The sequence below is a fragment of the Krasilnikoviella flava genome (assembly GCF_900167525.1).
Taxonomy (GTDB): domain Bacteria; phylum Actinomycetota; class Actinomycetes; order Actinomycetales; family Cellulomonadaceae; genus Isoptericola; species Isoptericola flavus.
This window is the reverse complement of sequence record NZ_FUZQ01000001.1, coordinates 262775-276253: the sequence shown is the minus strand read 5'-3', so window position 1 is coordinate 276253 and position 13479 is coordinate 262775. Positions and strand designations below refer to the sequence as shown.

The following is a 13479-nucleotide window of genomic DNA, read 5'->3' as shown; positions in this document are numbered from 1 at the left end:
TCGACGGGCCGGGCGATACTACACCGGGGCAGTCGGATTACTGCCCGGCAGCTCGCCGCGCCGCCCGCCCGCCGGGGCGGCGAGGGACGGCGCCCCAGACCCTACGATGGGCCGGTGCCTCACAGCCACGGACCGACGACCCCGCTCCCGGCCGGGAGCCACGCCGCCGCGACCTGGACGATCCCCGCCGACTACGGCGGCATGACGTCGGCGCTGCTGCGGCGCTCGCGCGCGTTCGTCCAGGAGGCCGGGGTCCCGGTGCGGATCCTCACGTTCTCCCCGGACCTCGACCTCGAGGCCGCCCGCCGCATCCTCGAGGAGCGCGGCGAGCTCGTGCCCGGCCTGACGCTCCACAACGTGTGGCACGACCTGCGCCTGCTGCCCGACGACGTCGTCGCCCCGCCGCCCGGCAGCCGCCCGGCCACCCGGCCCCGTGCGGAGCCGGGTGAGCTCGTGCGCACCGAGACGGCGCCCGACGGCGAGGTGCTGCGCCAGCTCCACTTCCGGGCGGACGGCACGCTCGCCGCGGTGGACGAGCGGGCCGGACGGCGCATCACCCTGTACTCCCGGGACGGCCGCCCCGGGCGGCGGTGGACCTCTGCGTGGTCCCTCTACCGGTACTGGTTGGACGGCGTGCTGCCGGAACGGCCCGGCTACGTGATCGTCGACAGCAAGACCATGGTGAAGTTCTTCGCGTCCCTGCAGCGCAAGGACCTCTACACCGCGCACCTCGTGCACGGCGCGCACCTGTCCGCGAAGGCGACGGACGCGCACGGGCCGCTCACCGCCGCCCGGACCCCGCTCGTCGAGCACCTCGACGACTACGACGCGATGGTCTTCCTCACCGACGGCCAGCGGCGCGACGTCGTCGACCGCGTCGGCGAGCGCGCCCACACCTACGTGGTGCCCAACAGCACGGACCTGCCCGACGGGCCCGTGCCCGCGCACGAGGACCGGCTCCGCGGCGCGGTGCTGGCCTCCCTGCACGGGCGCAAGCGGGTGGGGCAGGCCGTCGCCGGGATCGAGCGGGCCCGGCGTCGCTCCGGGCTCGACCTGACCCTGGACGTGTACGGCGACGGCCCCGAGCGCGACCGGGTCGCGGCCCGCGCGGCGAAGGTGCCGGGCGTCACGCTGCACGGTTTCGTGCGTGGCGCGGCGGACCGGCTCGCCGACACCTCGTTCCTGCTCCTCACCAGCCGGGCCGAGGGCCTGCCGCTCGTGTTCGCCGAGGCGATGTCGCGCGGCTGCGTGCCCATCGCGTACGACATCCGCTACGGGCCGGCGGACATCATCACGGACGGGACGGACGGGTTCCTCGTGCCGGACGGCGACGTCGACGCGCTCGCGGCCGCCGTCGAGCGGTTCGTCACCCTCGACGACGACGCCGTGCGGCGCATGCGCGAGGCGGCCGTCGTCACCGCGCAGCGCTACTCGGACGCCGCCGTCGTCGCCCGCTGGGCCAACGTCCTCGAGGACGTGACGCGCCGGCACCCGCAGCCGGCCGCGCGCCGGCCGAGCGCGTCGCGACCCCGGCGGCGGGCCACCCGGCAGACCCTGCGCGCACGCCTGGCCGGTATGCTGCGACGCGCCCCCCGCTGACCGACGACGCATCAGGAGAACCATGCCTGCCACACCCCGGGGCGCCACCCTGCGGCGCCGGATCCGATCCCTGGGGGGCAAGGTGATCCGGCGGCTGGGGCTGCTGCCCGGCGGCATGCCGGACGGGCTGGGCGAGGACCAGGAGCTGCTCGGCACCTCCTGGCCGTACGAGGTGCTCGTCTACTTCGCCGACACCCCCGAGGCGCTCTACCAGATCGAGCAGTGGTACGACACGTTCCGCGCGCTGCACGCCGAGCACCCGGTCGTCGTCGTCACCCAGGACTCCCGCACCGCGCGTGCGATCCGCCGGGACAGCGGCCTGGACGTGCGCACCGTGGCGCACTACACGACGCTCGACGACATCCTCGGGCGCTCCCCGACGAAGCTCGCGCTGTACGTCAACCACAACCCCGAGAACTTCACCTGCCTGCGGTTCGGGCAGCTCGTGCACGCCTCGCTGATGCACGGCGACAGCGACAAGCTCGTCACCGTGTCCAACCAGACGAAGGCGTACGACTTCTCGTTCGTCGCGGGCCAGGCTGCCGTCGAGCGCATGGCGCGCTTCAGCACCCTGTACGACGCGCACGCCCGCTGCGTGCCCGTGGGTCGGCCCCAGCTCGACGACCAGCTGCGCCTGCGCGCGCGGACGCCGCGCGGGCCGCTGCCCACCGTCCTGTACGCCCCCACCTGGGAGGGCGGTCAGCCGTCCGCCGAGTACGGGTCGGTCGCGACGCACGGGCTCGCGGTCGTGCGGGCCCTCGTGGAGTCGGGGCGCTACCGCGTGCTCTACCGCCCGCACCCCCTGACGGGCGTGCGCGTCGCGGCGTACGGGGAGGCGGACAAGGCGATCCGCGAGTACCTGGCTGCCGCGCCGGCGCCCGCCGAGGGGCCCGCGCACGGCACGGACACCCACGGCGACGTCGCACCGGCGTTCGCGGCGGCCGACCTGCTGGTCTGCGACGTGTCCGGCGTCGCGATGGACTGGCTCGCCACCGGGGAGCCGATCGTGGTGACCCGGCCGGTGGGCGACGTGGTCATCGCGTCGAGCCCGCTGCTCGAGCTCGCGCCGGCGCTGCCGGTCGCCGCGCTCGGCGACGTGCTGGCCACGGTGGACCGTGAGCTCACCCAGGACCCGACGCGGGACCGGCGGCTCACGCTGCGCGAGCACTACCTGGGCGACACCGCCCCCGGCGCGTCCACGCAGCGGTTCGTCGCCGCGTGCGAGCGCCTCATGGAGATCCGTGACCGCGAGGTCGCCCGGATCGAGGCCTACGGCGCGCCGAGCGCCGCACCGACAGGAAACGAGAGAGGAACGCGATGAGCATCCAGACAGTGATCTTGGCAGCGGGCATGGGGACCCGGCTGGGCCGGCCTCACCCCAAGCCGCTGACGGAGCTGCGCGACGGCCGCACGATCCTCGCCCAGCAGCTGGGCAACCTGCGCTCGGTCTACGGCCGCGAGGCCGAGGTGCTGATCGTCGTCGGGTTCAAGCTCGAGATGATCCTCGAGGCGGCGCCGAACGTGGCCTTCACCTACAACGAGGTCTACGACCAGACGAACACGTCGAAGAGCCTGCTGCGCGCCCTGCGTGTCACCGGTGACCGCGGCGTCCTGTGGCTGAACGGCGACGTCGTCTTCCACCCGGACGTGCTGCGCCGCGTGCAGCCGCTCATCGACGAGAGCAAGTCGTTCGTGTGCGTCAACACGTCGTCGGTCGGCGACGAGGAGGTCAAGTACACGGTCGACGACGAGGGCTTCATCAAGGAGCTGTCGAAGAAGGTCGGCGCCGGGGCGCTCGGCGAGGCCGTCGGCATCAACTACATCGCGGCGCAGGACAAGGCGAAGCTGCTGCAGCGCCTCGACGAGGTGCACGACCAGGAGTACTTCGAGGGCGGCCTCGAGCTCGCCATCGCGCACGACGGCGTGAAGGTGACGCCGGTGGACATCTCCGACCTGTACGCGGTCGAGGTGGACTTCGCGGAGGACCTGGAGCGCGCGAACCAGGAGCTCTGACCCGGGCTCTGGGCAAGACACACGCACGAGGGCGGCGACCGACGGTCGCCGCCCTCGTGCGTTCGCGGTCAGGCGGTCGTCCCGTCCGTCCGGACCAGCGCGTCGCGGCGGGCGACGCAGTCCGTCATGAACTCCAGGAACCGGCGGCTGCTCTCGCCGCGCACGAAGCCGAAGTAGTGGTCGCGGACGGCGGCGCGGGCATCGCGGTGGGGGTCGCCGGTGAGGTTCGCGGCGAAGAGGCCGGCGACGTCGCCCACGGTGTCGCCGTCGACGATGTCGACGGCGCTCGCGACGGGCGCCTCGGCGACGATCCGGGCGCGGTCGGTGCGCCGGTCGGTGAGGACGATCGGGGCGTCGGGGCGCAGGTAGAGGAAGTCGAGGCCGACCGACGAGATGTCGGTGACGATCAGGTCGGCGTCCTGGAACAGGCCGAGGATGTCCGCGTCGAGCGGCAGCTCGTGGGGCGCGCCGGCCGCGCGTGCGGCGCTGAGGAGCCGCACGATCTCGGCGTGGGCGGCGACGATCGTGGGGTCCTCGGCGGTGAGCACGCGCGGGTGCGGCTTGTAGACGACCCGGACGTCGGGGCGGCCCAGCAGTGCGCGCACGATCGCGACGCCGTACAGGTCCAGCGACGTGTAGTTGTTGGCGTCGTCCTCGCCCGACCAGGTGGGCGCGTACAGCACGGTGCGCCGGCCTGCGACGGGCCCGAGGGCGGGCGGGACGTCGAGGTCCAGCTGGGGGCGTCCGCAGACGACGAGCCGGTCGAGGTCGAAGTTGATGAGCGCGCGCCGGTGCCGCTCGATCGCCGCCTGGCCGGCGACGACCACGTGGTCGTACGCCTTGGCCTGGTTGGAGACCATGGAGATCTTGTCGGACTCGCCGTGGTTGACGTGCACGTGCAGGGCGCGCTGGTAGATCAGCGACTGGAAGTTGCGCCAGCCGTTGTTGACGTAGACGACGGTCTTGACGTCGATCTGCTCGTAGAGCCGCCGCAGGCCGTCGAGCCGGAGCGTGAACAGCACGGGGAGGGTCGTGACGCCGCGCAGGAGCTCGGCGAGCTCCCAGTTGCGGGTGACGATCGCGAGCGGCTGCTGCGCGGCGAGGCGCTCGAGCACGGGCAGCCACTGCCGCAGCTGGTAGGCCTGGTTCGGGGTGTCGGCGAAGTACGCCACGACGGGGTAGCGGGGCAGCTCGTCCAGCGGCGGGGAGAACTCCGGGGGCTCGCCCGCGATGGTCGTGGTCACGAGGCGCTTGACCCGTGATCCCGCTCCCAGCAAGATCCGGGCGACGGCCTTCCGTGCGCGGTCCGTGAGCGTGGGCTGCTGTGGGCTGACGTGCGACATCCGTGCCTTCCTGGTGGGCGGGCTCCCCGTGGCCGCCCTGAGTATTCCACGGCACCTCCACGGTTCCCCGAGGTCCGCGCGAGGAGCGGGCAGGTCACCGCTGTAGGATCGACGGGGCCTGTCAGCCGCTGGCCGTACCTCACAAGACGGGTATGCAAGTTACGTGACCACCGACACCACCACGGGCGCCACACCGGGTGACCGCGGGACGCCGGGTCCCGGTCGTGACCCGCTCCGCCCGCCGGAGCCGATCGTGCCGGGCACCACCTCGCAGGAGCGGCAGGCGATCGCGAAGCAGTACGGGTTGCAGCAGATGGGCGTGCGCCCGCCGCTCGGCCGGTACATCCGCGACGTCGCCTCCCGCTGGGCGTTCATCCGCGTCCTCGGCACCGCGACGGCCTACTCCAAGAACCAGAACAACTATCTGGGTCAGCTGTGGGCCGTGCTCAACCCGATCCTCAACGCGACCGTCTACGTGCTGATCTTCGGCATCCTGCTCGGGGCGAACCGAGGCGTCGAGAACACGATCGCGTTCATCACCATCGGCACGTTCCTCTACCGCTTCTTCGAGCAGTCGGTGCACGCGGGGTCCCGCTCGATCGCGCAGAAGACGAACCTCATCCGGTCGTTGCACTTCCCGCGCGCCGTGCTGCCCATCGCCCAGGTGGTCTCGCTGCTCACGACCCTGCTGCCCGCGCTGGTCGTCATGTGCGCGATCGTGCTGCTCAGCGGCCTGCTCCCGGCCTACCCGATGGTGCACATCACCTGGAGCTGGCTGCTGCTGCCGGCCATCGTGGCGCTGATGTGGATCTTCAACACCGGGATCGCGTTCATCGTGGCGCGGGCCGTGGCCATCACCCCCGACCTCGACAACGTCATCGGGTTCGTGCTGCGCCTCGTGATGTACGGCTCCGGCGTGATCTTCCCGGTCACGCACTACGTCTATCGACTGCCGGAGGCGTTGCAGCCGGTCGTCGGGGCGATCCTCGAGTACCAGCCGATCGGCGTGTTCCTCTACGTGGCCCGCTCGATCCTCACCCAGGAGCCGCTGTTCCCGCAGGACCCGTGGATGTGGGCCTGGGCGGCGGGCTGGGCCGTGGTGGCGTTCGTCGCCGGGTTCATCATCTTCTGGCGTGGAGAGGAGCGGTACGGCCGTGACTGAGTCAGACCTTCACCTCGACGTGGACCTCGACGAGGACTTCGAGCCCGAGGACCTCGAGGGGCCGCGGCCCGTCGCGACGCCGGGCGACCCGGTGCTCGTCGTCGACGACCTGCACATCGTCTACCGCGTGTTCGGCGGCAAGGCGAAGCAGGTGGCCGCCAAGGGTGCCGAGAACGTGCGCGAGGCCCAGGCGCCGAAGCGCTCCCTGCTGCGCCGCCTGGTGAGCTCCACGTCCCAGCACGTGGGTGCGGTGAGCGAGGTGCACGCCGTGCGCGGCATCTCGTTCGTCGCCCGGCACGGCGAGTCCATCGGCATCGTGGGCATCAACGGCTCCGGCAAGAGCACGCTCCTGCGCGCCGTCACCGGCCTCATCCCGCCGCGCTCCGGCGGGGTGTACGTGGCCGGCGAGCCGGCGCTGCTGGGCGTCAACGCCGCCCTCATGCCGCAGCTCACGGGCGAGAAGAACATCTGGATCGGTGGCCTCGCGCTGGGGCTGACGCCCAAGCAGGTCGAGGAGCGCTTCGACGAGGTGGTGGAGTTCGCCGACATCGGCGACTTCGTCTACATGCCGATGCGCACGTACTCCTCGGGGATGGGCGCGCGGCTGCGCTTCGCGATCTCCTCGGCGGCGACGCCGGACATCCTCATGATCGACGAGGCGCTGGCCACCGGCGACGCTGCGTTCAAGGCACGCTCCAAGGCCCGCATCGACGAGGTGCGCAAGAACGCCGGCACGATCTTCCTGGTGAGCCACTCGATCAGCACGGTCGAGGCGATGTGCACCCGCGTGCTGTGGGTGCACCAGGGGCAGCTCGTCATGGACGGCAGCACGGACGAGGTGCTCGGGGAGTACCGGAAGTTCGTGCGCGCCCACCGCCAGGCGAACTCGTCCGGCCGCGCCGGCGGCGTCGGGCCCCGCGCACGGCGCAAGAAGAAGCAGCAGGACTGAGTCCTCGCTGGTCGAGCCTGTCGAGACCCTGCACCGGGTTTCGACAGGCTCAGCCTGCGACGGCGTCCAGCGCGGCGCGGACCTGGGCGACGGCGTCGGCGACGTCCACCCGTGACGTGTCGATGACGACGTCGGCGTCGGCCGGGGCCTCGTACGGCGAGGAGATGCCCGTGAACTCGGGGATCTCGCCGCGTCGGGCCTTGGCGTACAGCCCCTTGCGGTCGCGGGCCTCGCACACCTCGAGCGGGGTGCTGACGTGCACCAGCAGGAAGGCGCCCGCTGCCTCGGCGAGCGCACGCACGCGGGCGCGGCCCGACGCGAACGGGGCGATCGGGGCGGCCACGGCCACCCCGCCGTGCGAGGACACCAGCGACGCGACGTAGCCGATGCGCTCGACGTTCAGCTCGCGGGACGCCTTGTCGAAGCCGAGCCCCTTCGACAGGTGGTGGCGCACCTCGTCGCCGTCGAGCAGCGTGCTGTGCCGCCCCTCGTCGTCGAGCTCGGCGGCGAGCGCCCGGGCCACGGTCGACTTCCCGGAGCCGGACAGCCCGGTGAAGAAGACGACGGCGCCGCGCGGGCGGGCGGTGGCCGCCGCGCGCGCGACCTCGGCGGCGGGCGCTTCGGGATAGAGGGCGGCGACCTCGTCGGACCAGAGCGTGCCGAGCCCCGCGACGCGGTCGCGCGCCTCGGGGGAGCGGTGCGCGGGGAGCACCTCGGTGCGTGCGGCGCCGTACCGCGCCCCGACGTCCGGCCAGCGCAGCCCGTCCGGGGCGTCCGCCGGCCACGGCACGACGACGACCGTGGCGCGGCGGCCGGCGTCGTCGAGCCGGTCGGCCAGGTCGCCGGCCACGCGGACGAGCCCGGGCGCGCCGACGTGCCCCGGGGCGGGAGAGCGGCGCGCGGCGGGCACGAGCAGCAGCACCGGGCCGGCGTCACCGACGAGGCCGGGCAGCGCGTCGACCTCGGAGCGCGTGGGCGGCTCGGCCACGACCACGGCGACGGCCGCGTCGGCGTCCGGGCCGCCCCGGACGTCGTCCCGTACCTCGACGGCGGCGCGGCGCAGGGCGGGGTCCCAGTGCGGGCCGGCGGCGCGGGCGAACGGTCGCACGGCCCGCGGGGAGCCGTCGTCGTCCGCCACGCCCACGACGGCGAGCGGCGTGTTCTCGGCGTCCGTGAGGGTCACGGGGCCGGCGGGCAGCCCGGCCGGCGGGAACCACGAGGCGCCGCCGGTGAGGGCGAGCTCGAGGAGGTCGAGCGCGTCGGGCGAGAGGACCTGGGCGGCGGCGGGCAGGTCGGAGGGCACGGTGCCGGGCCTGGGCTCGGTCATGATCGCGTCGTGTCCTTCGGGTCGGGGTCGGGTTGCGGGGCCGAGACGGTGCCCAGCGGCAGCGGCTTGGGCGGGAGCCGCTTGATGCGCTCGCGGACCACGATCCACAGCAGGTTCCCGACGACGAGGGCGCCGACCGCGGCCGCGATCACGACGCCGAGCGAGGCGCCCAGCAGCTTGAGGCCGGAGGCCAGCAGAAGGATCGCGAGGGCGCGGCGGATGACGCCGCCCGGGGCGCGGCTGGAGACGTGGGCGCCGAACCAGGCGCCGGGGATGGCGCCGACCAGCAGGGAGGTGGTCAGGCCCAGCTCGAAGTCGCCGTAGAGGATGTGGCCCAGCGAGGCTGCGGCGACGAGCGGGACCGCCTGCACCAGGTCGGTGCCGACGAGCTGCGACGCTTTGAGCGCGGGGTACAGCAGGAGCAGCACCACGATGATGATCGAGCCGGCGCCCACGGACGTGAGGCCGACCATGAGGCCGGCCACGGCGCCGAGGATCACCGTGGGCACCTTGCGCACGACGACGTCGGGGCTGCTGGGCGCGGCGGGCCCCTCGCCGAGCGCGGTGCGGCGCTGGAGCATGCTGAGCACCGCCCGCACGACGAGCCCCGCCGAGGCGACGAGCAGCGCGACACCCAGGATCTGCTTGAGCATCTCGTCGAACCCGTCGCCGAGCGGCAGGTAGCGGATGAGGAGCGCCCCGGAGAACGCCGCGGGCACCGACCCGATGCAGAGCCACAGCACGAGCTGCAGGTTCACGGTGCGCCGGCGCAGGTGCACGATCGCGCCCGCGGGCTTCATGAACAGGCTGGCCACGACGTCGGAGGAGACCGCGGTGAGCGGGTCGACGCGAAAGACGAAGATGAGCATGGGCGTCATCAGGGCGCCGCCACCCATTCCCGTGAGGCCCACGACGAATCCCACGACGAGGCCGCCGAGGACCAGGGGCAGGTCGATGCTCAAAAGGGCACCATTCCTATCGGAAAAACAGAATTCAACAATGTGAACTCTCAGGGAAATCGTCCAATGGGGAATGGTAGCGTCGGCCGCGGCCCGCCCGGGCCCCCGTCCAGAGCCGCCAGCCGAGGAGCCGTATGCCCCCGTCCGCCCCGTCCTTCCCGGACCCGGGCCTGCCCGACGGCGAGCTCGCCGTCGCGCTCGCGCTGGGCGCCGGCGAGGTGCTGCGCGGCCTGCGGGCGGACGTCGACGCCGCCGGTGGCGCGTTCGTCGCCGGGGAGCTCAAGGACGCCGGCGACGCCGCGAGCCAGGCCTGGATCGCGGCAGCCCTCGCGCACGCCCGTCCCGACGACGCCGTCCTCTCCGAAGAGGCCGCGGACTCCGCGGCCCGGCTGACGGCGGACCGGGTGTGGATCGTCGACCCGCTGGACGGCACCCGCGAGTTCGCCGAGCGGGTGCCGCCGGTCGAGCCTGTCGGGACCCGGGTCTCGACAGGCTCGACCAGCCCGGCGTGGCGCGACGACTTCGCCGTCCACGTGGCCCTGTGGGAGCGCGGTTCCGCCCGGTCCGACGGGCTCGTCGCCGGGGCGGTCGGACTGCCCGCCCGCGACGCCGTCCTCAGCACCGTGACGCCCGGGGGCGCCCGCCCCGTCGCCGGCGCCGAGGCGGTGCTCGACGGTCGCCGCCGGCTGCGCCTCGCGGCGAGCCGCAGCCGACCGCCCCAGTTCGTGCAGGACCTCGCCGCCCGCGGTCACGTCGAGCTCGTCCCCATGGGGTCGGCCGGCGTCAAGGTGGTGTCCGTCGTCGACGGCACCGTCGACGCCTACGTGCACGCCGGCGGGCAGTACGAGTGGGACTCGGCGGCACCCGTCGCGGTCGCGCTCGCCGCCGGCCTCGACTGCACCCGTCTGGACGGCACCCCGCTCGAGTACAACCGCCAGGACCCCTGGCTCCCGGACCTCTTCGTCTGCCATCCGGCGCTCGCAGCCCGCCTGCGCGCCGCGCTGACGGCGGTCGGGGTCGATATCAAGGAAGGTGCCCAGCCGTGACGTCTCACGTCCTGAGCCAGCTCCGCAGCCTCGAAGCGGAGAGCATCCACATCATCCGCGAGGTGGTGGCGGAGATGCAGCGCCCCTGTCTGCTCTTCTCGGGCGGCAAGGACTCGATCGTCATGCTGCACCTGGCCGCGAAGGCGTTCGCGCCGGCGCGGATCCCGTTCCCGATCATGCACGTGGACACGGGGCTCAACTTCCGGTCGGTGCTCGAGACGCGCGACCGCTGGGTCGAGCGGCTCGGCATCCAGCTCGTCGTCGCGTCCGTACCGGAGGCCATCGAGCGCGGCCTGGTGCAGGAGGAGCCCAACGGCTCCCGCAACCGCATCCAGACCCCGGTGCTGCTCGAGGCCGCGGAGAAGAACGGCTTCGACGCGCTGTTCGGCGGCGGGCGCCGCGACGAGGAGAAGGCGCGCGCCAAGGAGCGCGTGTTCTCCTTCCGTGACGACTTCGGTCAGTGGGACCCCAAGAACCAGCGCCCCGAGGTCTGGGACCTGTACAACGGCCGCGTCCACCAGGGTGAGTCGATCCGTGTGTTCCCGCTGTCCAACTGGACCGAGCTGGACATCTGGGCCTACATCGAGGCCGAGGAGATCGACCTCCCCGACCTGTACTTCGCTGCCGAGCGCGAGGTCGTGGACCGGGGCGGCATGCTGTTCGCCGTCAACGAGTTCACGCCGCTCAAGGAGGGCGAGACCGCCGAGGTGCGGTCCGTGCGCTACCGCACGGTGGGGGACGCGAACCTCACCGCGGCCGTCGCGTCGACGGCCGCGACCCGCGCGGAGATCGTCGAGGAGGTCGCCGCGGTGCGCCTCACCGAGCGCGGCGCCACCCGTGGCGACGACAAGGTGAGCGAGGCCGCGATGGAGGACCGTAAGCGAGAGGGCTACTTCTAAGCCATGAGCACCGAGAGCATCGAGAGCACCGTGACCTCCTCCGAGGACCTCGCGGGCCAGCAGGCGATCGACACCTCCGCCGACCTGCTGCGCTTCGCGACCGCTGGATCCGTGGACGACGGCAAGAGCACCCTCATCGGGCGCCTGCTGTTCGACTCCAAGACGATCTTCGAGGACCAGCTCGAGTCGGTCGAGCAGGTGAGCAAGGACCGCGGGAACGACTACACGGACCTGGCGCTGCTCACGGACGGCCTGCGCGCCGAGCGCGAGCAGGGCATCACGATCGACGTGGCCTACCGCTACTTCGCCACGCCCAAGCGCAAGTTCATCATCGCGGACACCCCCGGCCACATCCAGTACACGCGGAACATGGTCACCGGGGCGTCGACGGCCGACGTCGCGCTCATCCTCGTGGACGCCCGCAAGGGCGTCATCGAGCAGAGCCGTCGGCACACGTTCCTGGCCACGCTGCTGAGCGTGCCGCACATCGTGGTCTGCGTGAACAAGATGGACCTCGTCGACTACGCGGAAGAGGTCTTCGAGGACATCCGCCGGGAGTTCACGGACTTCGCGTCGCGCCTGCGCGTCCCGGACCTCACGTTCATCCCGATCTCGGCCCTCGCCGGCGACAACGTGGTGAACCGCAGCGAGAAGATGCCGTGGTTCGACGGGCGCCCGCTGCTCAGCCACCTGGAGTCCCTGCACGTGGCCAGCGACCGCAACCTGCAGGACGTGCGGTTCCCGGTGCAGTACGTGATCCGGCCGCAGTCGCACGAGGCGCGCGACTACCGCGGTTACGCGGGCACGGTGGCCGGCGGGGTCCTGAAGAAGGGCGACGCGGTCCGCGTGCTCCCGTCGGGGCTCGAGACCACGATCGAGGGGATCGACACGGCCGACGGCCCGGTGGACGAGGCGTACCCGCCCATGTCCGTGACGGTGCGCCTGAGCGACGAGATCGACATCTCGCGCGGGGACATGATCTGCCGCCCGAACAACTCGCCGGCCGCGCTGCAGGACATCGACGCCCAGATCTGCTGGATGGACGAGTCCGCGCCCCTGGTGCGGGGCAAGAAGTACGCGATCAAGCACACCACCCGCTGGGCGCGGGCCATGGTCAAGGACATCAACTACCGCGTGGACGTCAACACGCTGCACCGTGACGAGGAGGCGACCGAGATCCGGCTCAACGAGATCGGCCGCATCCAGCTGCGCGTCACGCAGCCGCTGTTCGTCGACCCCTACCGCCAGAACCGCCGCACGGGCGCGTTCATCCTGGTGGACGAGGCCACGAACAAGACGGTGGCCGCGGGGATGGTCGGCACCCTGCCGCACCGCTCCTGACGGCGGCCGGCGCAGCACCATGCCAGTCCTCACCCGGGGCGACCGCAACGTCCTGTTCATCCACGTCCCCAAGACCGGCGGCTCGGCGATCGAGAAGCACTTCGTCGCCGCCGGCTGGGAGATGTCGTACCACGACGGCCGCATGAGCAAGGGCGACCCGAACTACCTGCGCCGCTGCACGCCGCAGCACATGCACGGCGAGCTGCTGCGCGAGACGTTCCGCCTGCGCCGGTTCGACGCGGTCTTCGCGGTGGTCCGCGACCCGGTCGCGCGGTTCCGCTCGGAGTACGTGATGCGGCACAAGCAGGAGCTGTCGACCAGTGCCGAGGCGGTGGAGGCATGGGGGCTCGCGGAGCTCGAGAAGCTCGCGCGGAACCCGTACCTGCACGACAACCACATGCGGCCGCAGGTGGAGTTCCTCGTGAAGCAGGCGCATGTCTACCGGCTCGAGGACGGCCTCGACGCGGCGCTGTCCGACCTCAACGAGCGGCACGACCTGGGCCTGCCCACGGAAGTGGTGCGGTCACGCACCAGCGAGCGCACGCGTGGCATCTCCAGCCGGGACGTCGAGGTGTCGGCGACGCTCCGGGCTCGGCTCGAGGAGGTCTACGCGGACGACTTCCGCCGGTTCGGGTACAAGGACATCCCGCTGCCGCCGCCGCCGCACCGGAGCCTCGCGGCCCGGGTGGTGTCGCGGGCGTCGCGGGACCTGGCCGGTCTCGCCGAACGGCTCTGACGCCGGCCGGCCGGTGTCCGGCGGTCCTGGGCACGGGACGGGTGCGTGGCGTGCGAGGCGGTACCGTGCCCGGCGGACCCTTAGAGTTGGCTGATGCTCTGCCGC

12 protein-coding genes are annotated in these 13479 nt (G+C 72.5%); 9 read left to right on the top strand and 3 right to left on the bottom strand.

The genetic code is table 11. The annotated features are described in order from the left end of the window. Window positions 1-114 precede the first annotated feature (114 nt). The 3 genes from B5Y66_RS01110 to B5Y66_RS01100 are packed head-to-tail and all read left to right on the top strand — an operon-like array spanning window position 115 to window position 3612. Window positions 115-1599, top strand: a complete 1485-nt coding sequence (locus B5Y66_RS01110) for a glycosyltransferase (protein ID WP_079569864.1) — start codon at window positions 115-117, stop codon at window positions 1597-1599. Between the two features lie 22 nt (window positions 1600-1621). Then, window positions 1622-2920 carry a CDP-glycerol glycerophosphotransferase family protein gene (locus tag B5Y66_RS01105; protein WP_079569861.1) on the top strand — a complete coding sequence of 433 codons (1299 nt, stop codon included), beginning with the start codon at window positions 1622-1624 and terminating at the stop codon, window positions 2918-2920. Next, the gene (locus B5Y66_RS01100) at window positions 2917-3612 is read left to right on the top strand and encodes a phosphocholine cytidylyltransferase family protein (protein WP_079569858.1); all 696 of its coding nucleotides are present in this window, start codon (window positions 2917-2919) and stop codon (window positions 3610-3612) included. The genes B5Y66_RS01105 and B5Y66_RS01100 overlap by 4 nt, the downstream gene beginning before the upstream one ends. Window positions 3613-3680: 68 nt before the next feature. Here B5Y66_RS01100 and B5Y66_RS01095 read toward each other — a convergent pair whose 3' ends face one another. Further along, window positions 3681-4955: a CDP-glycerol glycerophosphotransferase family protein gene (locus B5Y66_RS01095; RefSeq protein ID WP_079569855.1), complete on the bottom strand. Its 1275-nt coding sequence runs from the start codon at window positions 4953-4955 to the stop codon at window positions 3681-3683. Between the two features lie 163 nt (window positions 4956-5118). Here B5Y66_RS01095 and B5Y66_RS01090 point away from each other — a divergent pair, with 163 nt between their 5' ends. Continuing rightward, a complete protein-coding gene (locus B5Y66_RS01090) occupies window positions 5119-6117 on the top strand; it encodes an ABC transporter permease (protein ID WP_245806843.1) in 999 nt (332 codons plus the stop codon). Then, window positions 6110-7066 carry an ABC transporter ATP-binding protein gene (locus tag B5Y66_RS01085; protein ID WP_079569852.1) on the top strand — a complete coding sequence of 319 codons (957 nt, stop codon included), beginning with the start codon at window positions 6110-6112 and terminating at the stop codon, window positions 7064-7066. The genes B5Y66_RS01090 and B5Y66_RS01085 overlap by 8 nt, the downstream gene beginning before the upstream one ends. A 49-nt stretch (window positions 7067-7115) precedes the next feature. Here the strand turns inward: B5Y66_RS01085 and cysC are convergent, their stop codons facing one another. After that, on the bottom strand, window positions 7116-8393 hold the full coding sequence (gene cysC / locus B5Y66_RS01080; RefSeq protein ID WP_079569850.1) for an adenylyl-sulfate kinase: 1278 nt from the start codon (window positions 8391-8393) through the stop codon (window positions 7116-7118). After that, complete coding sequence (locus tag B5Y66_RS01075) at window positions 8390-9355, bottom strand: sulfite exporter TauE/SafE family protein (protein ID WP_079569847.1); 966 nt, start codon at window positions 9353-9355, stop codon at window positions 8390-8392. Before B5Y66_RS01075 ends, cysC begins: the two co-directional genes overlap by 4 nt. Before the next feature lie 131 nt (window positions 9356-9486). Between B5Y66_RS01075 and B5Y66_RS01070 the strand changes: the two genes are divergently transcribed. Genes B5Y66_RS01070 through B5Y66_RS01055 form a run of 4 tightly spaced genes read left to right on the top strand, consistent with a single transcriptional unit; the run spans window position 9487 to window position 13374 of the window. Next, window positions 9487-10398, top strand: a complete 912-nt coding sequence (locus B5Y66_RS01070) for an inositol monophosphatase family protein (protein ID WP_079569844.1) — start codon at window positions 9487-9489, stop codon at window positions 10396-10398. After that, window positions 10395-11297 carry a sulfate adenylyltransferase subunit CysD gene (gene cysD / locus B5Y66_RS01065; protein ID WP_079569842.1) on the top strand — a complete coding sequence of 301 codons (903 nt, stop codon included), beginning with the start codon at window positions 10395-10397 and terminating at the stop codon, window positions 11295-11297. Before B5Y66_RS01070 ends, cysD begins: the two co-directional genes overlap by 4 nt. Before the next feature lie 3 nt (window positions 11298-11300). Further along, window positions 11301-12638, top strand: a complete 1338-nt coding sequence (gene cysN / locus B5Y66_RS01060; protein ID WP_079569839.1) for a sulfate adenylyltransferase subunit CysN — start codon at window positions 11301-11303, stop codon at window positions 12636-12638. A gap of 19 nt (window positions 12639-12657) precedes the next feature. After that, window positions 12658-13374, top strand: coding sequence for a sulfotransferase family 2 domain-containing protein (locus tag B5Y66_RS01055; protein WP_079569836.1), 717 nt, complete (start codon window positions 12658-12660; stop codon window positions 13372-13374). The last annotated feature ends 105 nt before the right edge of the window (window positions 13375-13479 follow it).

Excerpts from the sequence above, each read along its gene's own strand:
- cysN (WP_079569839.1), top strand. The coding sequence starts at position 11,301 with ATGAGCACCGAGAGCATCGAGAGCACCGTGACCTCCTCCGAGGACCTC.
- B5Y66_RS01105 (WP_079569861.1), top strand. The coding sequence starts at position 1,622 with ATGCCTGCCACACCCCGGGGCGCCACCCTGCGGCGCCGGATCCGATCC.
- B5Y66_RS01070 (WP_079569844.1), top strand. The coding sequence starts at position 9,487 with ATGCCCCCGTCCGCCCCGTCCTTCCCGGACCCGGGCCTGCCCGACGGC.
- B5Y66_RS01055 (WP_079569836.1), top strand. The coding sequence starts at position 12,658 with ATGCCAGTCCTCACCCGGGGCGACCGCAACGTCCTGTTCATCCACGTC.
- B5Y66_RS01095 (WP_079569855.1), bottom strand. The coding sequence starts at position 4,955 with ATGTCGCACGTCAGCCCACAGCAGCCCACGCTCACGGACCGCGCACGG.
- cysC (WP_079569850.1), bottom strand. The coding sequence starts at position 8,393 with ATGACCGAGCCCAGGCCCGGCACCGTGCCCTCCGACCTGCCCGCCGCC.
- B5Y66_RS01100 (WP_079569858.1), top strand. The coding sequence starts at position 2,917 with ATGAGCATCCAGACAGTGATCTTGGCAGCGGGCATGGGGACCCGGCTG.